Here is a 20913-nt window from a genome sequence, read left to right on the forward strand (position 1 = left end):
CATGAAGCTTCAGCGACTGATCGTTACATGGCTCCTTAGCGGCAGCGCCAGCGCTGTCTGGGCCGCATCCGGCGCGGCTGTCGGCACGGGCACTGCGGCCAGCGCTCCCGTCAGCGCTGCGGCTAACAGTACCAGCGCCAATCACGCAGCCAATAGCAAGGCACAGCGCAAGCCTGCGCCCTCTGCCCCTGCAGTTCCCGCAGCCCCTGCTGCACGTAGCAGCGATCCTGCCGCACAGGCGGCCGGCGAAGAAGACGACGCCGATAGCGCCCCGCTGCCGCCACCATCGAGCGCAGCCCAGCACCTGTATGGCGCCGCCCGCAACGATCTGCTGCAAGTACGCACCCTGCTCAAAAGCGGCCGCACCCAGTCGTCGGTCGGCTCCGGTTTCCTGATCGGCACCAGCAATCTGGTCATCACCAATTACCACGTGGTGTCCCAGTTCGCACTCGACCCCGACACCTATGTGGGCGAATGGGTCGATACCAGCGGTCAGCGCGGCAATGTGGAACTGCTGGCCGTCGATGTGCTGCACGATCTGGCCGTACTGCGGGTGAACCGCAACGGCACGGGCTTCTTCAAGATGCCGGAAAAACTCGCGCGTCTGACGCAGGGTCAGTATCTATATGCACTGGGGAATCCGCTCGATCTGGGTTTTGCCATTTCCGAAGGCGCCTACAACGGCGTGATTGCGCGCAGCTTCTACGACCAACTGATGTTCACCGGCCCGATCAACTCCGGCATGAGCGGTGGCCCCAGCGTCACCGTCGATGGCGCGGTGGCCGGCATCAACGTCTCCAAGCGGCTCGATGGTGAACTGGTGAGTTTCCTCGTACCGGCGCGCTATGCGCAAGATCTGCTGCGTCAAGTCAGCGAGCAGGCCAAGCCACCGGCCAGCTTTACCGGCATCGTCGCCGCCCAGTTGCTACGCCATCAGAGCGCCATGGTCGACCAGTTGCTGGCTGCCCCGCTGAGCCTGAAAACCATGGGGCCATATCAGGTGCCCGTGCGCGAATCGGAACAGATGCGCTGCTGGGGACGTTCCAATGTCAAGGCCGACAAGCCTTTCACGGTGGACGACGCCAGTTGCGCGATGGAGTCGGCGATTTTCGTCAGCGGCAGTCTGCAGACGGGTCAGATCGCCATCCGCCACCAGTTCCTGCGCAGCGCGGGGCTCGATCAATACCGCTTCGCCCAGTTGGCCAGCGCCTCGTTCAAGAACGAAAACTTCGGCAACAACAAGGATAGCCGCCTGACCGCGCCCCAGTGCACGGAAGATTTCGTCAACAACAGCAAGCTGCCCTTGCGCGCCGTGCTGTGCGTGCGCGCCTACCGCAAATTCGCCGGACTGTACGACTTCGCTTTGCTAACCGCCAGCACCGACCACGGCCTGATGAGTTTGCAGAGCCGCATCGATGCACGCGGCGTTTCGTATGAAAACGGCTTGCGCCTGACGCGTGCCTTCCTCGGTGCACTCACGCGTGCACCGGCGGCGAAAGGCGGTGCCCGATGAACGCCCCCTACTTCGTTGAAATCCTCGCCCGCAATGGCGACGTGCTGCACCGCCACCGCCTCCAGCAACTACCGATCCGCATCGGCCGCGGCTACGACAATGACGTGATCCTCGACGATGCCCACAGCGCGGCCAGCCACGCCAGCATAGACCTCGACGAGCACGGTCAGTTGCTCTTGCGCGATCTAGGCAGCATCAACGGCAGCTACTACGGCGGCAAGCGCTGCGAGGCCATCGCGCTGGACGGCCACCGCGTAATCCGGCTGGGCCACACCCGATTGCGTGTGCGCAGCGCCGACTTCGTGGTAGCGCCAGAACTGGCCGACACCACCATGCACAGCTGGGAAGGCGCAGCACCGGCCATCACCGGCCTGTTGCTGACCACCGCCTTCGCGCTAGTGGAAACGTGGTTCAACGATATCGAGAATTTTGCGCTGGTGCGCTATGTGCTGGCACTGGCCTCCTGCCTTGGCGCGGGTCTGCTGTGGAGCGGCGCGTGGGCGCTGGCTAACCGCCTGTTCGGCAGCCATGCGCGCTTTGGCCGCCACGTCTTTATCCTTGGTGCCGGCCTGTGTGTGATGGGCCTGTGGCGGCTCGCCAGCACCACCATGGCCTATGCGTGGGATGCCAGCATGCTGACCCGCTACGGCAATCTGGTGATACTGGCGATCGCCTGTAGCATGTTGTACTTCCACCTGCGCACCATCAAGCCGCATCACCCGCACCGCTATGCAATAGGCAGCGGCATCACCTATGCCGCCAGCGCCATGCTGCTGTTGCTGCTCAACCTGCAGGGTAGCGGCCGTGCCAGCGACGAGCTGTACATGTCGGCACTGCTACCACCGCAGTGGCACCTGAGCGCCGACCGCAGCGTGGACCAGTTCGTGGCCGATGCCGCCGCGCTGCGCAATGCAGCCGATGCAGCCCGCACCCGCGGCAGCAGCACCGGCGACGACGAAGACGAAGACAGCGAATAAATCTGCCCAGCGCGCATAGCCTCGCCGGACTCGGCCAGCTAGATCCGGCCGCGCTTGAACTCGGCCAGAAACGCCCGCGTACGCGCGGGCGACAGCACCTCAACCGCATCGCCATGCCACGCATACAGATACGGCGTGCCGCCCAGTCGGTCGGTCAGTTTGGCATCGAGCAGAAAGCAGGTCCCCAACGGGTAGACCGCGGTGTCACACAGCGCCCGCGCACAATGCACCCTTAGGCTGGGCGCAAACGCCTGCCCCGGCACGGGTTGTATCCACACATGGCGCCCATCCGACACCGACTGCACTGCCACCTGCCGGTAAGCATAAATATCTCGTGCCAACGTCATCTCCCAATTACAGGCTCAGACCTGTGCCTACACAACTCGACCCACGATCTTCATATTTGTGATTCAGGCTGCACGCTGCTGTATGGCAGAATGCCTTCCGTATTTTAGAAACCTTAGCGCCTTTTGCAATGCAGATCCGTTCTTGTCGCACCGCTATCACTACAGCGACCCTGTTTTTCCTGCTGGCCGGCCGCAGCGCAGCAGCAAGCAGCGAAGTCGCCGTCTACTTACCTGGCGAGCCGGATGCCCAGGGCCGTCCGACCCACAGCCAGCCTACCGCTCCGCGAATTATAGACCTGGTTGCCAGCAAATCGGGCCTGCCACTGGTGGCGCACCCGCTGCCATGGCGACGAGCGCTGTTCATGACCGAGACCGGTCAAGGCATCTTGTACGGTGCCGAAGCAACTCCCGAACGCCTGCGCAAATTCGAGTTCTCTGCCTCGCTAGGCTACGCCAACCAATGGCTGCTCTCGACCGAACAGGCACCGCTGGTGTTCCGCCAGTGGAACGATTTGCGCAACAAGAAAATCTCTATCATGAGCGGTGCCAGCTACGGTGCCGAATTCGAACAGCGCCGCAATAGCCTGTTCAAAGTCGAACAGAACGCTACGAATATGGCCAGTCAGATCAAGATGCTGAGGGCCGGCCGGGTGGACGCCATCATCGTCACCAGCTTGCTGAATCCGCAGCATCTCGAAGATAAGTTGAACTGCCTATTCCCCGGTGTAGGCAGGCTGCTTATCCGCGGCAAGCCTATCGAGGCCAACCCGATTACCTTTGCCATCGCCAAGGATACGCCCCTGATCAGCAAGCTGCCAGCGTTGAATAGCGCCATCGAACAGATCGTGCGCAACCACAAACTGCAGCCTCTGTTCAACGCGCCGCCTTCGACGGCATGCGCACCGCACAGCTAAGCCGTGCCTAATATCGCCGGGCGTACGCTCAGTCAGCGAGCAGCAAGGCCACGGCTTCGGCGTTGATGCCTTCTTCGCGCCCCAAATAGCCCATCTTTTCGTTGGTCTTGGCCTTGATGTTGACCTGACTGATATCGAGTCCCAGATCCTGCGCCAGATTGGCGCACATGGCGCCGATGTGCGGCGCCATCTTGGGCCGCTGGGCGATGATGGTGGCGTCGATATTGCCGATGCGGTAGCCGGTGGCCACCACGCGGCGCGCGGCCTCTTTCAACAGCGTGCGCGAATCGGCGCCCTTGAACTGCGGATCAGTGTCGGGGAAATGCTTGCCAATATCGCCCAGCGCTGCCGCGCCTAGCAGCGCGTCGGTAATCGCGTGCAGCAGCACGTCGGCATCGGAATGGCCAAGCAGCCCCAGATGGTGGGGAATCTCGACGCCGCCGATGATCAGTTTGCGGCCTTCGACCAGTTTGTGGCAGTCGTAACCCTGACCGATACGGAATGGAAGTTTGAGCATAGTCTGTCCTGTGTTATTCGCCTGCGGCCAGATACATCTCGGCGATACGGATATCGGCCGGCAGCGTGACTTTGAGATTGCGCGGATGGCCTTCGATCAGGCGCGGTGTGAGGCCCAGCAGTTCGACGGCGCTGGCATCATCGGTGATCGCGTTAGGATCGGTAGCGCGGCCCAGCGCGCGCAGCAGCAGATGGAAGCTGAACATCTGCGGCGTCTGCGCCAGCCACATGCCGTCGCGCGAAATGGTGGCAGCAGCGCACACACCGTTGGCCGACGGTGCGCTGCGCTTGACGGTATCGACCACTGGCAGTGCCAGCAGACCACCGGCCGGATCATCGCCCACGCCGTCGATCAGGCGGGCGATCAGCGCCGGCGTCAGACCGGGGCGTGCAGCGTCGTGCACCAGCACCATGTCGCTATCGGCGATCTGGTGCTGTAGCGCGCGCAGGCCATTGAGCACGCTGTCCATACGGGTGGCGCCGCCGCAGCGCAGTACTGTGACGCCTTCCAGTCCTACGGGCAGCACCTCGTCGATGTAGCCGTCTTCGGCACTCACCACCACATAGGTATGGCTGATCAGCGTACTGGCGCGGAATGCTTCGACAGCGTGGCGCAGCATGGGCTGGCCTGCCACCATCAGGTACTGTTTCGGGCAGGACGCTGCCATGCGGGCGCCCACACCGGCAGCGGGCAGCAAGGCCACATAGCGGCGCGGCAGATTGGTTTCGGTCATGATGATTATTGTCTGTGTAAGCGTTTCAGGATAGTGGCGGCGATCTCGCCGTTACATACCTTGCCCATACGGGCATATTCTTCCGGCGTATCGATCAGCGCCTGCTTGTCCTTGCCCTTGTCGAATTCGTCGCGGATAAACGGGAACCACTGGCTGCTGATTTCATGTTCGAGCGCCGACATGGCCGTGCCCGATGGCGCGTATAGCGGCTTCGCATCGAAGCGCTTGTTGAGCGCATCGCGCACCACTTTTTCCACCCGCGCGAGATTATCCATATAGGCCTGCAGGTGGCGCTGCTCATGTTCCAGTATCACCTGATAGCCGCACGAACCGGGCGCGAACTCGTTGCTCACGTAAATCAGCACAGGCGAATAATTGAGCGACAGATCGACCCGCGGCGCGATGCATTCGTAGCCGCTGGCGGCATCCTGCAAAATACTGCCGCCCAGCTTCACGCTGTACTGGCCATTGGTCACCGTCAGCCCCAGCGTTGCCATGCCATTGGCAGCGCTACCGCTGCGCGCCGTCAGCTGGTTGAACGGTAGCTGGTTGTTGATGGTGTAACCGTTGCTGCGCGAGGACAGCACGGAGACTGTCTTGGCGATGGTGTCTTCGCAACGCACCTGAAATGGGGTGCGCTCTGCCGCCGCTGCGCTGGAAGCAGTCACCCACAGCGCGGCGGCCGCAAGGCAGCCCGCCCACGCTATCAGCGCGCGCGTCGCCATTACAGCTTCCAGTCGCCCGAACGCAGCTTGTCGAGCCAGAAGATACCGATCACCGTCTTCACATCGGTAATCGATCCATCGCGCACGCCTTGCAGCAATTCGTCGATAGTAGCCGTATAGGTTTCGAGGAACTCGCCGTCATCGAGCTTCTGCTGACCAGCTTTGAGGCCGCGCGCCAGATACAGATCGAGATGCTCGTCCGAATAGGCAATCGCATTGTGGATGCGCGTGACGTACTGCCACTCGCTGGCCGTATAGCCGGTTTCTTCTTCCAGCTCGCGCTTGGCGCTGGCCAGCGGGTCTTCGTTATGGTCGATTTTACCGGCCGGGAATTCAATGAAGACCCGATGCAGCGGATAGCGGAACTGGCGTTCCATCAGCACCGTGCCATCATCGAGCAGCGGCAGAATGACTACCGCACCCGGATGCAGCACGTATTCGCGCTTGGTATGCTGGCCGTCCGGCAGTTCGATAGTATCGCGCTGGATTTTGAGGAAATGGCCGTCGTAGACCAGTTCACCGTCGATACGGGTTTCTACCAGATGTTTGTCCATGCCTGCTCCACGTCGTTGAAGAACGATAGTGTATCAGTCGTGGCGCTTGCGCAGGTAACGCAGAATAAATCCGGGGAAAGCCAGCACGATGAACAGGCAGGCGGAGATGGCGTAGAACTCCCAGTTTTGCGGGAAGCGGTTGCCGAGATGGCCTTCGAGGGCGAAGCCGATGACACCGACCGCAAAGAAGAGCACGATCATTTCGATCAGCCGCACGAACAGCGGCTTGCTCTCCCAGCGGCTGGGAACGAGCGCGAAGACGCGCTCGTTAAAGAATGGCAGGTTGGCCGCCGCAATCGCGATGACGATGACCAACCAGCTTGCTACCGAAATATCCATCAGGTGTTCAGGGTGATGGTCATGGCTTTCAGGCAGGCTGCCAGCAGCGGGCCTGGCAGTACGCCCAGCAGCACGATGGCGATCGCGTTGAGGCTCAGAGCAACGCTCATGTCAGCCTTGACGACGATAGGCGACTCGTCGGCAGCTTCATCGAACCACATTACTTTCACCACGCGCAGGTAGTAGAACGCGCCGATCAGCGAGAACATCACAGCCAGTACGGTCAGCCAGATCTGGCCGGTGCCCAGCACGGCGGTCAGAACGGAGAACTTGGCAGCGAAGCCCATCAGCGGTGGCACACCGGCCAGCGAGAACATCAGCGCCGACATGACCACGGCGAACCAGCCATTACGCTTGCTCAGACCTTTCAGGTCAGCCAGATTTTCAGCTTCGAAGCCAGCACGCGACAGCAGCATCAGCATGCCGAAGCTACCGATGGTGGTCAGCACGTAGGTGATCACATAGTACATGGCAGCGCTGTAGGCAGCCGATGCACCGGTGCGGTCGGTGGTACCGGCCACGCCAGCCAGCAGGCCCAGCAGAACGAAGCCCATCTGTGCGATGGTCGAGTAAGCCAGCATACGCTTCAGGTTAGTCTGAGCGATAGCAGTGATGTTACCGATCGCCAGCGACAGCACGGCGAGGATCATCAGCATCTGCTGCCAGTCGAATGCCAGTGGCATCAGGCCTTCCACCAGCAGGCGGATGCAGATCGCGAAGGTAGCGATTTTCGGTGCGCCGCCCAGCAGCAGGGTCACTGCCGTTGGCGAACCTTCGTACACGTCCGGTACCCACATGTGGAATGGAACAGCGCCCAGTTTGAAGGCCAGACCAGCGACGAGGAATACCACGCCGAAGATCAGTACAGTCTTGTTCACGGTACCGCCAGCGACCATGGCCGAAACGCCACGGATGTCCAGCGTACCGGTCGCACCGTACAGCATCGAGATACCGTACAGCAGGAAGCCGGAAGCCAGCGCACCCAGTACGAAGTACTTCATCGCAGCTTCGGTAGCTTTGTGGTTGTCACGGCGCAGAGCAACCAGTGCGTACAGCGACAGCGACATCAGTTCCACGCCCAGATACACGGACAGGAAGTTGGAACCGGAGATCATCACCATCTGGCCCAGCACGGTGAACAGGGCCAGCACGTAGAACTCGCCGCCCAGATTACCGCTCAGCATACCGCGATCATCAGCGTACTGGCGCGAATACACCAGCGTCAGGCCAGCCGTCAGGTAGGTGAATACCTTGAGCAGGTTAGCCATCGGGTCGGACACGAACATACCGTTGAAGGTGTAGACCGTGTGGCCGGTTACGAAGTCGTTGTAGCTCAGAACGCCGGCAACCAGCAGCGTCGCCAACGACAGCAGATAGGTCAGCGAACGCTGTCCCTCTTTGAGGAACATGTCGATCAACAGGATCGCCGAGGCACCGATCAGTAGCACCATTTCTGGGTACACCGGCACCATGTCGATAACAGCTTGTGGAATTGGAGTAGTCATTGTTTTGTTTCCGCTATCAGAACGGCAGCTTGCTCTTGGCGACGTGCGCCAGCAGGTCTGCAACCGAGGTTTGCATGGTGTCAGTGAATGGGGCTGGGTACAGGCCCATCGCCAGCACTGCAACAGCCAGGATGCCCAGCATGAAGAATTCACGACCGTTCACATCAACCAGTTCTGCTACGTGGTGGTTGGCTACTTTGCCGAAGATCACGCGCTTGGCCATCCACAGCGAGTAGGCAGCACCGAAGATCAGCGCAGTGGCAGCCAGCAGACCGATAACGAAGTTGTACTGGGTAGCGCCGAGGATCACCATGAACTCGCCGACGAAGCCGGAAGTCGCTGGCAGGCCGCAGTTAGCCATCGAGAAGAAGATGAACAGGGCTGCGAACTTCGGCATCTTGTTGACCACACCACCGTAGTCGGCGATCTGGCGCGAGTGCGCCTGATCGTACAGCACACCGATACACAGGAACATGGCGCCCGAGATGAAGCCGTGCGAGATCATCTGCACGATAGCGCCCTGCACTGCCATTTCATTGAAGATGAAGAAGCCCAGCGTGACGAAGCCCATGTGGGCGATCGACGAGTAAGCCACCAGCTTTTTCATGTCTTTCTGTACCAGTGCCACCAGACCGATGTAGATCACGGCGATCAGCGACAGGGTGATAACGAAGCCAGCCAGATATTTCGATGCGTCCGGGGTGATCGGCAGCGAGAAACGCAGGAAACCGTAAGCACCGAGTTTCAGCATGATGGCAGCCAGCACGGCGGAACCACCGGTAGGCGCTTCCACGTGCACGTCTGGCAGCCAGGTGTGCACTGGGAACATTGGTACTTTCACGGCAAAGGCCATGAAGAAGGCCAGGAAGATGAAGATCTGCTCTTTCATCGTCAGGGCAATCTTGTGCCACATCAGGATGTCGAAGCTACCGCCCGACACTTTGTACAGGTAGATGATGGCGACCAGCGTCAGCAGCGAACCGAAGAAGGTGTACAGGAAGAACTTGAACGAAGCGTACACGCGGTTTTCACCACCCCACACACCGATGATGATGTACATCGGGATCAGGGTCGCTTCGAAGAAGAAGTAGAACAGCAGGCCGTCCATGGCAGCGAACACGCCGATCATCAGACCCGACAGGATCAGGAACGCACCCATGTACTGGGCGACGCGCTTCTGGATCACCTGCCATGCCGAGATCACCACGATCACGGTAATGAAGGCGGTCAGCGGTACGAACCACAGCGACAGGCCGTCGATACCGAGCGAGTAGAAGATGTTGAAACGTTCGATCCATGGCGAGCGCTCGACGAACTGCATGCCGTGCGCGGCGTTGTTAAAGTTGGTAATCAGCGGAATGGTGGCAGCGAAGCTCACCAGAGCGCCGATCAGCGAACCAACGCGCACCAGCGCGGCGTTGGTATCGCGACCGATGGCCAGCACGATCAGGCCGAAGACAATCGGGAGCCAGATCGCGAGGCTCAGGTACGGAGGTAAGGTAGATATAGTTGACTGCATCATGGTTATCTTTATCTCTTTGCGTATCAGCTAATTAAGCGTGCCAAAACGGCAGGAAGTAGATCAGGAACCCCAGAATGCCGAGGATCATGACAAACGCGTAGTGGTAGATATAACCAGTCTGCGCCAAACGGGTCAGCGTCGAGAACCAGCCCACCACTTTGGCGCTGCCGTTGACCAGCAGGCCGTCGATCAGGGTGCGGTCGCCCACAGTCCACAGTCCGTTGCCCAGCAGGCGTGCGCCGCCGGCGAACACGGTCTCGTTGAACTTGTCCATGTAGTACTTGTTCTCCAGCAGGGTATGCAGGAACTTGAACTTCTCGTAGAACCAGGCAGGAACGCGCGGGTTGATCATGTAGCAGTAGTACGAAGTCGCTACACCGGCAATCGCCAGCCACAGTGGCAGCGAAGTCAGAGCATGGGTAGCCATGGCCACGGGACCGTGGAACTCGTGTGCCAGTTCTTCCATCACAGGGTGGTTAGCACCGAAGGTGATCACGCCTTTGAAGAAATCGCCGTACAGCATAGGGCCGATAGCCAGATAGCCGATGATGACCGAAGGGATGGCCAGCATCGCCAGCGGGAACCATACAACGAATGGCGACTCGTGCGGCTTCTGGCCCGGAGCCAGACCGTGGTGCGCGTGATCGTCGTGGTCATCGTGACCATGATCGTCATGGCCGTGGCCATCGTCGTGTGCAGCGGCTGCAGCCGGAGCATGAGCTTGGGCGTGGTGGTCGTCATGGTGAGCTTTGCCGAAGCGCTCTTCACCGTGGAACACCAGGAAGTACATACGGAACGAGTAGAACGCGGTCACGAACACGCCAGCCAGCACGGCGAAGTTGGCGAAGCCTGCGCCCCACAGGTGGCTCTCCCCTACTGCTTCGATGATCGAATCTTTCGAGTAGAAGCCGGAGAAGAACGGGGTACCGATCAGAGCCAGCGAACCCAGCAGCGAAGTGATCCAGGTGATAGGCATGTATTTACGCAGGCCACCCATGTTGCGGATGTCCTGATCGTGGTGCATACCGATGATCACCGAACCGGCGCCCAGGAACAGCAGCGCTTTGAAGAAGGCGTGGGTCATCAGGTGGAACACCGCCACCGAGTAAGCCGATGCGCCCAGTGCCACGGTCATGTAACCGAGCTGCGACAGGGTCGAGTAAGCGACCACGCGCTTGATGTCGTTCTGGATGATGCCGAGGAAGCCCATGAACAGCGCCGTAATCGAGCCGATCACGAGGATGAAGGACAGCGCCGTATCCGACAGTTCGAACAGTGGCGACATACGGGTCACCATGAAGATACCGGCGGTAACCATGGTTGCCGCGTGAATCAGAGCCGAAATCGGGGTCGGGCCTTCCATCGAGTCTGGCAGCCAGACGTGCAGCGGGAACTGGGCCGATTTACCCATCGCGCCGATGAACAGGCAGATACAGGCCACGGTCAGCAGTGCCCAGTCGGTGCCCGGCAGGGTCAGCGACACCAGCTGGTCCTTCTTGGCGAACACTTCCTGATAGTCCATCGAACCGGCGTAAGCCAGCAGCAGACCGATACCGAGGATGAAGCCGAAGTCACCCACACGGTTGACCAGGAAGGCTTTCATGTTGGCCACGATGGCGGTCGGGCGGGTGTACCAGAAGCCGATCAGCAGGTACGACACCAGACCCACAGCTTCCCAGCCGAAGAACAGTTGCAGGAAGTTGTTGGACATAACCAGCATCAGCATCGAGAAGGTGAACAGCGAGATGTAGGCGAAGAAGCGGTTGTAGCCTTCATCTTCTGCCATGTAGCCGATGGTGTAGATGTGCACCATCAGCGACACGAAGGTCACCACGCACATCATCATCGCCGACAGCGCGTCGATCTGGAAGCCGACCACCAGCTTGATGGTGCCAACCGTCATCCAGTTGTACACGGTGCCGTTGTAGCTAGCACCGCCGATCACGTCGTTCAACGTCATCGCCGACAGGATGAATGCTACCAGCACGCCCAGAATGGTCGCCGTATGCGAGACCTTGCGCCCCACCACGTTGCCGAAAAATTGTGTTCCTAACAGGCCGGCAATCGCGGAGCCGGCCAGCGGCGCCAGTGGTACGGCCAGTAGGAGATTAGGGTTAAGAGTAACCGCCATGATGAACCTTAATCGTTATTATTCGAAATTGAACTTAGCCACGAAGGATTAACCCTTCAAGCTATCCAGGTCTTCTACATTGATGGTGTCCAGATTACGGAACATCACCACCAGAATCGCGAGGCCGATTGCCGATTCGGCAGCGGCGACGGTCAGAATGAAGAACACGAAGATCTGCCCGGCCGCGTCACCCAGATAATGGGAGAACGCGATAAAGTTCATGTTCACTGCCAGCAGCATCAGTTCGATGGCCATCAGCAGGACGATGATATTTTTGCGATTGAGGAAAATACCAACGATCGAGATCGCGAACAGTATCGCGCCAAGAACGAGGTAATGAGCCAGCGATAAAGTCATGGTGCCTCCTTAACTTCTGCTTCGGCCGCGCCGCGCGTGCTGACGGCATCGACTTTGACGATGCGCAGACGGTCGTTACGCTTGACGCGTACCGCTTCCGACGGGTCGAGATATTTGATGTCCTTGCGCTTGCGCAGGGTCAGCGCCACGGCAGCGATGATAGCCACCAGCAGCACTGCTGCAGCGACTTCGAAGCCGTAGATGTATTTGGTGTAGATCAGCAGGCCCAGTTCTTTGGTGCCGCCGATATTGCCGGCGTTGACCGGTTGCTGATCCATTGCGTAGAACGAGCGCCACAGCACGGCCGCCATTTCCAGCACGATCAGCGCGCCGATGGCCGAAGCCAGTGGCAGATAGCTCCAGAAGCCCTGGCGCATCTTGTCGGTGTCCAGATCGAGCATCATCACCACGAACAGGAACAGCACCATCACGGCGCCCACGTAGACGAGTACCAGCACGATGGCGAGGAACTCCGCTTCCAGCAGCATCCAGATGCCGGCCGCCGAGAAGAACGCCAGCACCAGGAACAGTGCTGCGTGCACCGGGTTGCGGGCCGTGATAACGCGCGTCGCAGCCAGAATCATGATGGCTGAGAAGGCGTAGAACAAAGCAGTTTTAAATTCCATAACTAACCCAAGAGACGTACATAATTGAGAATCACAGTCAAACAGCGACACTGAGATGCCGGCACAGGGCCGGCAACGATCAGCGGTAAGGAGCGTCGGCTGCGCGTGCTTCGGCGATCTCTGATTCGTAGCGATCACCAACTGCCAGCAGCATCTCTTTCGTGTAGTACAGATCGCCGCGTTTTTCGCCGTGGTATTCCAGTACATGCGTTTCAACGATGGAATCGACCGGGCAGGATTCTTCGCAGAAGCCGCAGAAGATGCACTTGGTCAGATCGATGTCGTAACGGGTGGTACGGCGCGAACCGTCAGCACGCTGTTCCGACTCGATGCTGATCGCCATCGCCGGGCACACTGCTTCGCACAGTTTGCAGGCGATGCAGCGCTCTTCACCGTTAGGATAACGACGCAGTGCATGCAGACCACGGAAACGTGGCGACATCGGCGTCTTCTCTTCCGGATACTGCACGGTGATTTTGCGCGAGAACATATATTTGCCCGTCAGCGCCATCCCTTTGATCAGTTCGGTCAGCATGAAGCTGCCGATGAAATCTTTTAAACGTTCCATATTCTCTAATCCTTACTTCCAGATATTCCAGGAGGTCTGCATCACGCCTGCCACCAGTACCAGATACACCAGCGTCAGAGGGATGAACACTTTCCAGCCCAGACGCATGATCTGGTCATAGCGGTAGCGTGGGAAGGTACCGCGCACCCAGATGAACACCGAGACCAGGAAGAAGACCTTAGCGAACAGCCAGAAGAAGCCACCGAAGCCGCCCCAGAATTCGAGTGCAGCCAGCGGTGCCGACCAGCCACCGAGGAACATGATCGAAGCCAGCGTGGCGATCAGGATCATGTTGGCGTATTCGGCCAGCATGAACATGGCGTAGGCCATACCCGAGTATTCCACCATGTGACCTGCAACGATCTCCGACTCGCCCTCCACCACGTCGAACGGGTGACGGTTACATTCGGCCAGACCGGAAGTCAGGTACACCACGAACAGTGGCAGCAGTGGCAGCCAGTTCCACGACAGCAGATTCAGGCCTTGCGCCGCCATCATGCCGCGCTGCTGGCTGGCGACGATTTCGCCGAAGTTCAGCGAACCGGACACCATCAGAATCACCACCAGTACGAAGCCCATCGGGATTTCGTAGGAAATCATCTGTGCCGAAGCACGCATCGCGCCGAGGAAGGAGTACTTAGAGTTCGAAGCCCAGCCGGCGATGATGATGCCATACACTTCCATCGAGGTGATTGCCATCAGCAGCAGCAGACCGGCGTTCACATTGGCCAGTACGGCTTCAGGACCGAACGGCACCACCGACCATGCGGCCAGTGCCGGCATGATGGTCATGATAGGACCGATCACGAACAGACCAGGGTTAGCCTTGGCCGGGGTGATGATCTCTTTGAACAGCAGTTTCAGCGCATCGGCGATAGGCTGCAGCAGACCGGCAGGACCAACACGGTTAGGGCCCACACGGATCTGGATCCAGCCGATGAACTTACGTTCCCACAGGGTCAGGTAAGCCACCAGACCCATCAGCGGCATCAGTACCACCACGATACGGATCATGGCCCAGATCAGCGGCCATGCCGGGGCCAGCACACTGTTGGCGCCCATGGCATTAATAGTCGTTACGAATTCAGGCAGAGCCATTATTTACCCTCTCCTGCTTTTTCAACAGTGATAGAACCGAACATGCTACCCAGCGCAGCAGTCGATGCATGGGCTGCAGCGACACGCACGGTGCGGGCTGGCAGCGCTGCGTCGATGGCAGCAACCAGCGTGGCGCTACCGGCACCCTGGGTCACTTTCACCAGATCGCCTGCAGCCACACCCAGTTGCTGGGCCAGCGCTGCCGACAGATGCGCTTTCGGCGCAGCCGCGTCGGCGGTCTGTTGCAGCGGCTCGGAACGGCGCACGATGGCGTCGGCGAAGTAGATCGGTACATCGGCGATACGCTCGGTGCCACCGTTGCCGATTTGCGCGGCCACCGGTGCAGCGGCGCTGCGGTTGTTCAGCTTGGACGTTACGTCGGTCACGCCGGCGCCCAGCACTTCGTCGCGGATGGCTTCCGAAGTTTCATACTCGAAGCCCGACAGGCCGAGGATGTTACCCAGAACGCGCAGCACTTTCCATGCAGGGCGGGTTTCCAGCAGCGGCTTGACGGTGCCGTTGAAGCTCTGTGCACGGCCTTCGCAGTTGACGAAGGTGCCCGAAGTTTCGCTGAATGGCGACACTGGCAGCAGCACGTCGGCGTATTCCATGCCGTGCTTGTACGGCGACATGACAACCACCATGTCGGCGTTCTGCAGCGCGCTGGCAGCGGCTTGCGGGTTGTGCGCGTCGAACGCTGGTTCGGCGTTGAGCAGCAGGTAAGCTTTTTTCTGTTCGCTGAAAGCTGGTGCCGAGGCGCCGTTGGCGTTAGCGATGTAAGCGCCAACAGTATTAGCAGCTTCGGTCAGGTAGCCGAACTTGGCACCGGTCTGCTCAGCGATCCACTGGGCGGCAGCGTGCAGCGCGCCAGCCTGTGGGTGCTGGGCAGCAGCGTTACCGAGGAATACACCACGGCTCAGTGCAGCATCGCCCGACAGCAGCGAAGCAGCGATGGCGGTCGCAGCGGCATCAGCCTGTACGCCTTCGAAGCCGGCCGGAGCAGCCACGCCTTTGGCGGCAGCCACAGCAACGACGACTTGCGACAGTGCTGCCAGCCAGTCCGACGGTGCAGCGATCATCTTGTTAGCGACGTTCATCAGCAGGTCGTCGTCGGTCGCGTGCAGGATGGACAGCTTGGCGCCGCCCTTCACTGCCAGACGCAGACGCGTGGCCAGTTGCGGATGATCTTTACGCAGGAAGGAACCGATCACGAAAGCGCGGTTCAGCTGGCCGAAGTCGGCGATCGACATACCGAGCCAAGGCGCAACGCCTTGCAGCGACACGTCAGCGTGACGCAGACGGGTGTCAACACTGTCCGAACCCATGGCGCGGGTCAGTTTCTGCAGCAGGTGCAGTTCTTCCAGCGTCGAGTGCGGCGTAGCCAGCGAGGCCAGCGACTGTGCACCGTGTTCGTGACGGATGTTTTTCAGGCCGTGCGCCACGTATTCGAGCGCGGTCTGCCAGTCAACTTCTTTCCACTCGTTGCCTTGCTTGAGCATAGGCTGGGTCAGACGGTCAGCGCTGTCCAGACCTTCGTAGGAGAAGCGGTCTTTATCGGAGATCCAGCATTCGTTGACGGCGTCGTTTTCCAGTGGCAGCACGCGCTTGACCTTGCCCGCTTTCACCTGAACGATCAGATTGGCGCCGAGGCCGTCGTGTGGCGATACCGATTTGCGACGCGACAGTTCCCACGAACGGGCGCTGTAGCGGAATGGCTTGGAGGTCAGTGCGCCTACCGGGCACAGGTCGATCATATTGCCCGACATTTCCGAGGTCACGGTCTGACCGACGAAAGCGGTAATTTCGGAATGTTCGCCGCGGCCGATCATACCCAGTTCCATCACGCCGGCCACTTCCTGACCGAAACGTACGCAACGGGTGCACTGGATGCAGCGCGACATCTCCTGCATGGAGACCAGCGGGCCGCCGTCTTTCGGCGCCACTACGCGCTTGTCTTCTTCGTAGCGCGAAGTGGTCTTGCCGTAACCTACGGCCAGATCCTGCAGCTGGCATTCGCCGCCCTGATCGCAGATCGGGCAGTCCAGCGGGTGGTTAATCAGCAGGAACTCCATCACCGACTTCTGAGCCTGTACGGCCTTGTCGGAAGCAGAGCGCACAATCATGCCGGCCGCAACGGGCGTAGCGCATGCTGGCAAAGGCTTAGGCGCCTTCTCTACTTCGACGAGGCACATACGGCAGTTCGCAGCGATCGACAATTTCTTGTGATAGCAGAAGTGCGGAATGTAGGTTCCCAGTTTGTTGGCGGCGTCCATCACCATGCTACCAGCAGGGACTTCGACTTTTTTGCCGTCTATTTCGATTTCAACCATGGTGATCGTTACCTGACGCAGCTTAAATGTAAGCGGGCACTAAGCAGCGCTTGTGCTCGACGTGATATTCAAATTCTTCGCGGAATTGCTTGATGAACGCGCGCATAGGCATTGCTGCCGCATCACCCAGAGCGCAGATAGTGCGGCCCTGAATGTTGTCGCAGATCGAGTTCAGCACATCCAGATCCGAAGGACGACCCTGACCGTTTTCAATCCGGTGGATCATGCGGTACATCCAGCCCGTACCTTCACGGCATGGGGTGCACTGACCGCACGATTCTTCGAAGTAGAAATAAGCCAGACGTTCCATCGCCTTGACCATGCAACGCGTTTCGTCCATGACGATGACGGCGCCCGAACCCAGCATCGAACCCGCTTTGGAGATCGAATCGTAATCGAGGTCGGTGTTCATCATCACTTCGCCGCGGATCACCGGAGCGGACGAACCACCCGGGATAACGGCTTTGATCTTTTTACCGCCGCGCATACCGCCTGCCAGTTCCAGCAGTTTGGCAAACGGCGTACCCAGAGGTACTTCGTAGTTGCCCGGCAGCTCAACGTCGCCCGAGATCGAGAAGATCTTGGAACCGCCGTTGTTCGGACGACCCATGCCCAGATATTTTTCCGGACCCATATTCAGGATGAACGGAACGGCAGCAAAGGTCTCGGTGTTGTTAATCGTGGTTGGCTTGCCATACAGACCGAACGACGCAGGGAACGGCGGCTTGAAGCGTGGCTGGCCTTTTTTGCCTTCCAGCGATTCCAGCAGCGCGGTTTCTTCGCCGCAGATGTAAGCGCCATAACCATGGTGCGCGTGCAGCTGGAAGCTAAAATCGCTGCCCATGATCTTGTCACCCAGGAAGCCGGCCGCGCGGGCTTCTTCCAGTGCTTCTTCGAACAGGCTGTACACCTCGAAGATTTCACCGTGGATGTAGTTGTAACCGACCGTGATGCCCATGGCGTAAGCGCCGATGGCCATGCCTTCGATCAGTGCATGGGGGTTGTAGCGCAGAATGTCGCGGTCTTTGAACGTACCCGGTTCGCCTTCGTCCGAGTTGCAGACGAGGTATTTCTGGCCGGGGAACTGGCGTGGCATGAAGCTCCACTTCAGGCCGGTCGGGAAGCCTGCACCACCACGGCCGCGCAGCGACGACGCTTTCAGGTCGGCGATGATCTGCTCAGGGGTGATTTTCTCTTCCAGAATGCGGCGCAGCGCGCTGTAACCACCGCGCTTGACGTAGTCTTCCAGATGCCAGTTCTTGCCGTCCAGGCCGGCGAGAATGACGGGGTCGATGTGACGGTTATGCAGGGAGGTCATTTCTTCAGCTCCTCCACCAGTGCGTCGATTTTCTCATTGCTCATTTTGCTGCACATACGGTGATTGTTCACCAGCAGCACCGGTGCGTCGCCGCAGGCGCCCATGCACTCGCCCTCGATCAGGGTGAACTCGCCGTCTTCCGTGGTACCACGGTAGTCGATGCCCAGCTTGTCCTTGAGGTGCTCGCCGGCGCGTACACCGCCCGACAGTGCGCAAGGCAGGTTGGTGCACACAGTGATCTTGTGCTTACCGACCGGCTTGAGGTTGTACATATTGTAGAAAGTGGCCACTTCCTGCACGGCGATAGCCGGCATGCGGATGTAGTCAGCCAGTTCCTGCATGACTTCCGGCGAGACCCAGCCCAGTTCTACTTGCGCGTGGGCCAGCGCAGCCATCACGGCCGATTGACGCTGGTCGTCTGGATATTTCGCCAGCTCGCGGTCGATTTTTTTATAACACTGCTCAGATAACAACATACTTTTCTGCCTCTCGGACTTAGCGGTCAATACTGCCGAACACGATATCTTGCGTACCAATGATGGTCACGGCGTCGGCGATCATGTGGCCACGCGCCATTTCATCGAGCGACTGCAAGTGCGCGTAGTCAGGTGCGCGCAGCTTCATGCGGTACGGCTTGTTGGCGCCATCGGAAACCAGATAGATGCCGAATTCGCCCTTCGGATGTTCCACCGCGCTGTACACCTCGCCCGGCGGGACGTGGAAGCCTTCGGTAAACAGCTTGAAGTGGTGAATCAGCGATTCCATATTGGTCTTCATGTCGACGCGGCCCGGAGGCGCAACCTTGCGGTTGTCGGTCATGACAGGACCGGGATTATTACGCAGCCATTCCACGCACTGTTTGATGATGCGGTTGGACTGACGCAGTTCTTCCACACGCACCAGATAGCGGTCGTAGCAATCGCCGTTGGTGCCGACTGGAATATCGAAGTCCATCAAATCGTAGACTTCGTAAGGCTGGTGCTTGCGCAAGTCCCAGGCCACGCCCGAACCGCGCAGCATGGCGCCCGTGAAGCCCATGGCTTTCGCATCTTCCGGCGAGACCACGCCGATGCCGACGGTACGCTGTTTCCAGATACGGTTGTCGGTCAGCAGGGTTTCGTATTCGTCCACATAGGTCGGGAAACGACGGGTGAAGTCTTCGATGAAGTCCAGCAGCGAACCCTGACGGTTTTCGTTGAGCTTGCTGATCGCCTTGGCCGAACGGATGATCGACGGACGGTGCTGTGGCATCGCATCAGGCAGATCGCGGTACACGCCACCGGGACGATAGTAGGCTGCGTGCATACGCGCGCCGGACACGGCTTCGTAGCAGTCGAACAGATCTTCACGGTCGCGGAAGCAGTACAGGAACGGACCCATCGCACCGACGTCGAGCGCGTGCGCGCCCAGCCACATCAGGTGGTTCAGGATACGGGTGATTTCGTCGAACATCACGCGGATGTACTGCGCGCGCAGTGGCACTTCCACGCCCAGCAGTTTTTCGATGGCCATTACATAGGCGTGCTCGTTGCACATCATCGAAACGTAGTCCAGACGGTCCATATAAGGCACGGACTGCAGGAAGGTCTTCTGCTCGGCCAGCTTCTCGGTGCCGCGGTGCAGCAGGCCGATGTGCGGGTCGGCGCGCTGGATCACTTCGCCGTCCAGTTCCAGCACCAGACGCAGCACGCCGTGCGCTGCCGGGTGCTGCGGACCAAAGTTCAGGGTGTAATTTTTAATCTCTGCCATGTGTCACTTCCCGTAATTTTCTTCGCGGATCACGCGTGGCACGTTTTCACGTGGCTCGATGGTGACCGGCTGGTAGATCACGCGCTTCTGTTCCGGGTCGTAGCGCATTTCGACATAGCCCGATACAGGGAAGTCTTTGCGGAACGGGTGGCCGATGAAGCCGTAGTCGGTCAGGATGCGGCGCAGGTCGTTGTGGCCTTCGAACAGAATGCCCATGACGTCGAACGCTTCGCGCTCGTACCAGTTGGCAGCGCGCCACAGCGGCACGATGGAGGCCAGCACTGGCATATCGTCGTCCGGTGCGAACACGCGCACGCGCACGCGCCAGTTGTGCTTGACGGACAGCAGATGGGTCACGGCGGCGAAACGCAGGCCGTCCCAGGCGCCGTCGCCATAGGTCGAATAATCCACGCCGCACAGGTCAATCATGGTGTCGAAGCCCAGCGTCGCATCGTCGCGCAGGGTCTGCATCACGCCGTAGTAGTCGGCCGCAGCCACGACCAGCGTAATCTCACCCAGTGCAACGGTAGTAGTAACGCGATCGCCCAGGGCAGTGCCGAGGGCGTTTTGCAGTTGTTCTAAATGTGTAGTCATATTCTGAAACGACCCCGTTAGCGTGCGATCGTATTGGTACGCTTGATCTTGTTCTGCAACTGCATGATGCCATACAGCAGCGCCTCAGCCGTTGGCGGGCAGCCCGGCACATAGACGTCCACCGGCACGATGCGATCGCAACCGCGTACCACGGAGTAGGAGTAGTGATAGTAGCCGCCGCCGTTCGCGCAGGAGCCCATCGAGATAACCCAGCGCGGTTCCGGCATCTGGTCGTAGACCTTGCGCAGCGCGGGAGCCATCTTGTTGCACAGCGTGCCGGCCACGATCATCACGTCGGACTGACGTGGCGAAGGACGGAACACTACGCCGAAGCGGTCCATATCGTAACGGGCCGCGCCCACGTGCATCATTTCAACCGCACAGCAGGCCAGACCGAACGTCATCGGGAACATGGAACCCGTACGCGCCCAGTTGATCAGCTTGTCGGCCGAGGTGGTGATGAAACCTTCGTTTAATACGCCTTCAATAGCCATGG

Annotated in this window: 22 protein-coding genes; 3 read left to right on the plus strand and 19 right to left on the minus strand. The window is 59.5% G+C overall.

Features of this window, described 5'->3' with window-relative positions; genetic code table 11:
- Position 1: 1 nt before the first annotated feature.
- Positions 2 to 1513: a serine protease gene (locus tag ABNT42_RS10545; protein WP_348696766.1), complete on the plus strand. Its 1512-nt coding sequence runs from the start codon at positions 2 to 4 to the stop codon at positions 1511 to 1513.
- Positions 1510 to 2490 (plus strand): FHA domain-containing protein, encoded by a 981-nt coding sequence (locus tag ABNT42_RS10550; protein ID WP_348696767.1) that lies wholly within the window; start codon positions 1510 to 1512, stop codon positions 2488 to 2490. The genes ABNT42_RS10545 and ABNT42_RS10550 overlap by 4 nt, the downstream gene beginning before the upstream one ends.
- 38 nt (positions 2491 to 2528) lie before the next feature.
- On the opposite strand, the gene ABNT42_RS10555 is transcribed toward ABNT42_RS10550, so the two are convergent.
- Positions 2529 to 2837 carry a hypothetical protein gene (locus ABNT42_RS10555; RefSeq protein ID WP_348696769.1) on the minus strand — a complete coding sequence of 103 codons (309 nt, stop codon included), beginning with the start codon at positions 2835 to 2837 and terminating at the stop codon, positions 2529 to 2531.
- Positions 2838 to 2965: 128 nt separating this feature from the next.
- On the opposite strand from ABNT42_RS10555, the gene ABNT42_RS10560 reads away from it, so the two are divergent.
- Positions 2966 to 3751, plus strand: coding sequence for a transporter substrate-binding domain-containing protein (locus ABNT42_RS10560; protein WP_348696771.1), 786 nt, complete (start codon positions 2966 to 2968; stop codon positions 3749 to 3751).
- Between the two features lie 28 nt (positions 3752 to 3779).
- Here ABNT42_RS10560 and ispF read toward each other — a convergent pair whose 3' ends face one another.
- The 18 genes from ispF to ABNT42_RS10650 form a co-directional block, all read right to left on the minus strand.
- Positions 3780 to 4268, minus strand: a complete 489-nt coding sequence (ispF, locus tag ABNT42_RS10565; protein ID WP_348696773.1) for a 2-C-methyl-D-erythritol 2,4-cyclodiphosphate synthase — start codon at positions 4266 to 4268, stop codon at positions 3780 to 3782.
- Between the two features lie 13 nt (positions 4269 to 4281).
- Complete coding sequence (ispD, locus tag ABNT42_RS10570; RefSeq protein WP_348696774.1) at positions 4282 to 5001, minus strand: 2-C-methyl-D-erythritol 4-phosphate cytidylyltransferase; 720 nt, start codon at positions 4999 to 5001, stop codon at positions 4282 to 4284.
- Positions 5002 to 5006: 5 nt separating this feature from the next.
- Positions 5007 to 5726 (minus strand): hypothetical protein, encoded by a 720-nt coding sequence (locus ABNT42_RS10575; RefSeq protein WP_348696776.1) that lies wholly within the window; start codon positions 5724 to 5726, stop codon positions 5007 to 5009.
- The gene (locus ABNT42_RS10580) at positions 5726 to 6280 is read right to left on the minus strand and encodes an NUDIX hydrolase (protein ID WP_348696778.1); all 555 of its coding nucleotides are present in this window, start codon (positions 6278 to 6280) and stop codon (positions 5726 to 5728) included. Before ABNT42_RS10580 ends, ABNT42_RS10575 begins: the two co-directional genes overlap by 1 nt.
- Before the next feature lie 33 nt (positions 6281 to 6313).
- Positions 6314 to 6619: a DUF2818 family protein gene (locus ABNT42_RS10585; protein ID WP_348696780.1), complete on the minus strand. Its 306-nt coding sequence runs from the start codon at positions 6617 to 6619 to the stop codon at positions 6314 to 6316.
- Entirely contained in the window at positions 6619 to 8124 is a 1506-nt protein-coding gene (gene nuoN / locus ABNT42_RS10590) for an NADH-quinone oxidoreductase subunit NuoN (RefSeq protein ID WP_348696782.1), read from the minus strand. The genes ABNT42_RS10585 and nuoN overlap by 1 nt, the downstream gene beginning before the upstream one ends.
- A gap of 16 nt (positions 8125 to 8140) precedes the next feature.
- Entirely contained in the window at positions 8141 to 9646 is a 1506-nt protein-coding gene (locus tag ABNT42_RS10595; RefSeq protein WP_348696784.1) for an NADH-quinone oxidoreductase subunit M, read from the minus strand.
- 31 nt (positions 9647 to 9677) lie between these two features.
- On the minus strand, positions 9678 to 11777 hold the full coding sequence (gene nuoL, locus ABNT42_RS10600) for an NADH-quinone oxidoreductase subunit L (protein WP_348696785.1): 2100 nt from the start codon (positions 11775 to 11777) through the stop codon (positions 9678 to 9680).
- A gap of 48 nt (positions 11778 to 11825) precedes the next feature.
- A complete protein-coding gene (gene nuoK, locus ABNT42_RS10605) occupies positions 11826 to 12134 on the minus strand; it encodes an NADH-quinone oxidoreductase subunit NuoK (RefSeq protein ID WP_008450334.1) in 309 nt (102 codons plus the stop codon).
- On the minus strand, positions 12131 to 12760 hold the full coding sequence (locus ABNT42_RS10610) for an NADH-quinone oxidoreductase subunit J (protein WP_155434989.1): 630 nt from the start codon (positions 12758 to 12760) through the stop codon (positions 12131 to 12133). Before ABNT42_RS10610 ends, nuoK begins: the two co-directional genes overlap by 4 nt.
- 79 nt (positions 12761 to 12839) lie before the next feature.
- Positions 12840 to 13328: an NADH-quinone oxidoreductase subunit NuoI gene (gene nuoI, locus ABNT42_RS10615; RefSeq protein ID WP_155434988.1), complete on the minus strand. Its 489-nt coding sequence runs from the start codon at positions 13326 to 13328 to the stop codon at positions 12840 to 12842.
- Between the two features lie 12 nt (positions 13329 to 13340).
- Entirely contained in the window at positions 13341 to 14426 is a 1086-nt protein-coding gene (nuoH, locus tag ABNT42_RS10620; protein WP_155434987.1) for an NADH-quinone oxidoreductase subunit NuoH, read from the minus strand.
- Entirely contained in the window at positions 14426 to 16756 is a 2331-nt protein-coding gene (gene nuoG / locus ABNT42_RS10625) for an NADH-quinone oxidoreductase subunit NuoG (protein ID WP_348696789.1), read from the minus strand. The genes nuoH and nuoG overlap by 1 nt, the downstream gene beginning before the upstream one ends.
- A gap of 22 nt (positions 16757 to 16778) precedes the next feature.
- On the minus strand, positions 16779 to 18074 hold the full coding sequence (nuoF, locus tag ABNT42_RS10630; protein ID WP_348696791.1) for an NADH-quinone oxidoreductase subunit NuoF: 1296 nt from the start codon (positions 18072 to 18074) through the stop codon (positions 16779 to 16781).
- Positions 18071 to 18550 carry an NADH-quinone oxidoreductase subunit NuoE gene (gene nuoE / locus ABNT42_RS10635; protein WP_155434984.1) on the minus strand — a complete coding sequence of 160 codons (480 nt, stop codon included), beginning with the start codon at positions 18548 to 18550 and terminating at the stop codon, positions 18071 to 18073. The genes nuoF and nuoE overlap by 4 nt, the downstream gene beginning before the upstream one ends.
- A 19-nt stretch (positions 18551 to 18569) precedes the next feature.
- The gene (locus tag ABNT42_RS10640) at positions 18570 to 19823 is read right to left on the minus strand and encodes an NADH-quinone oxidoreductase subunit D (RefSeq protein WP_155434983.1); all 1254 of its coding nucleotides are present in this window, start codon (positions 19821 to 19823) and stop codon (positions 18570 to 18572) included.
- A gap of 3 nt (positions 19824 to 19826) precedes the next feature.
- The gene (locus ABNT42_RS10645; protein WP_161034871.1) at positions 19827 to 20417 is read right to left on the minus strand and encodes an NADH-quinone oxidoreductase subunit C; all 591 of its coding nucleotides are present in this window, start codon (positions 20415 to 20417) and stop codon (positions 19827 to 19829) included.
- 17 nt (positions 20418 to 20434) lie between these two features.
- Positions 20435 to 20911 (minus strand): NADH-quinone oxidoreductase subunit B, encoded by a 477-nt coding sequence (locus ABNT42_RS10650; RefSeq protein WP_008450353.1) that lies wholly within the window; start codon positions 20909 to 20911, stop codon positions 20435 to 20437.
- Positions 20912 to 20913 lie beyond the last annotated feature (2 nt).

The sequence above is a fragment of the Duganella fentianensis genome, assembly GCF_964031615.1.
Taxonomy (GTDB): Bacteria; Pseudomonadota; Gammaproteobacteria; order Burkholderiales; family Burkholderiaceae_D; genus Rugamonas; species Rugamonas fentianensis_A.

Coding starts and splice junctions, on each gene's coding strand:
- ABNT42_RS10545 (WP_348696766.1), top strand. CDS start 2: ATGAAGCTTCAGCGACTGATCGTTACATGGCTCCTTAGCGGCAGCGCC.
- ABNT42_RS10550 (WP_348696767.1), top strand. CDS start 1,510: ATGAACGCCCCCTACTTCGTTGAAATCCTCGCCCGCAATGGCGACGTG.
- ABNT42_RS10555 (WP_348696769.1), bottom strand. CDS start 2,837: ATGACGTTGGCACGAGATATTTATGCTTACCGGCAGGTGGCAGTGCAG.
- ABNT42_RS10560 (WP_348696771.1), top strand. CDS start 2,966: ATGCAGATCCGTTCTTGTCGCACCGCTATCACTACAGCGACCCTGTTT.
- ispF (WP_348696773.1), bottom strand. CDS start 4,268: ATGCTCAAACTTCCATTCCGTATCGGTCAGGGTTACGACTGCCACAAA.
- ispD (WP_348696774.1), bottom strand. CDS start 5,001: ATGACCGAAACCAATCTGCCGCGCCGCTATGTGGCCTTGCTGCCCGCT.
- ABNT42_RS10575 (WP_348696776.1), bottom strand. CDS start 5,726: ATGGCGACGCGCGCGCTGATAGCGTGGGCGGGCTGCCTTGCGGCCGCC.
- ABNT42_RS10580 (WP_348696778.1), bottom strand. CDS start 6,280: ATGGACAAACATCTGGTAGAAACCCGTATCGACGGTGAACTGGTCTAC.
- ABNT42_RS10585 (WP_348696780.1), bottom strand. CDS start 6,619: ATGGATATTTCGGTAGCAAGCTGGTTGGTCATCGTCATCGCGATTGCG.
- nuoN (WP_348696782.1), bottom strand. CDS start 8,124: ATGACTACTCCAATTCCACAAGCTGTTATCGACATGGTGCCGGTGTAC.
- ABNT42_RS10595 (WP_348696784.1), bottom strand. CDS start 9,646: ATGATGCAGTCAACTATATCTACCTTACCTCCGTACCTGAGCCTCGCG.
- nuoL (WP_348696785.1), bottom strand. CDS start 11,777: ATGGCGGTTACTCTTAACCCTAATCTCCTACTGGCCGTACCACTGGCG.
- nuoK (WP_008450334.1), bottom strand. CDS start 12,134: ATGACTTTATCGCTGGCTCATTACCTCGTTCTTGGCGCGATACTGTTC.
- ABNT42_RS10610 (WP_155434989.1), bottom strand. CDS start 12,760: ATGGAATTTAAAACTGCTTTGTTCTACGCCTTCTCAGCCATCATGATT.
- nuoI (WP_155434988.1), bottom strand. CDS start 13,328: ATGGAACGTTTAAAAGATTTCATCGGCAGCTTCATGCTGACCGAACTG.
- nuoH (WP_155434987.1), bottom strand. CDS start 14,426: ATGGCTCTGCCTGAATTCGTAACGACTATTAATGCCATGGGCGCCAAC.
- nuoG (WP_348696789.1), bottom strand. CDS start 16,756: ATGGTTGAAATCGAAATAGACGGCAAAAAAGTCGAAGTCCCTGCTGGT.
- nuoF (WP_348696791.1), bottom strand. CDS start 18,074: ATGACCTCCCTGCATAACCGTCACATCGACCCCGTCATTCTCGCCGGC.
- nuoE (WP_155434984.1), bottom strand. CDS start 18,550: ATGTTGTTATCTGAGCAGTGTTATAAAAAAATCGACCGCGAGCTGGCG.
- ABNT42_RS10640 (WP_155434983.1), bottom strand. CDS start 19,823: ATGGCAGAGATTAAAAATTACACCCTGAACTTTGGTCCGCAGCACCCG.
- ABNT42_RS10645 (WP_161034871.1), bottom strand. CDS start 20,417: ATGACTACACATTTAGAACAACTGCAAAACGCCCTCGGCACTGCCCTG.
- ABNT42_RS10650 (WP_008450353.1), bottom strand. CDS start 20,911: ATGGCTATTGAAGGCGTATTAAACGAAGGTTTCATCACCACCTCGGCC.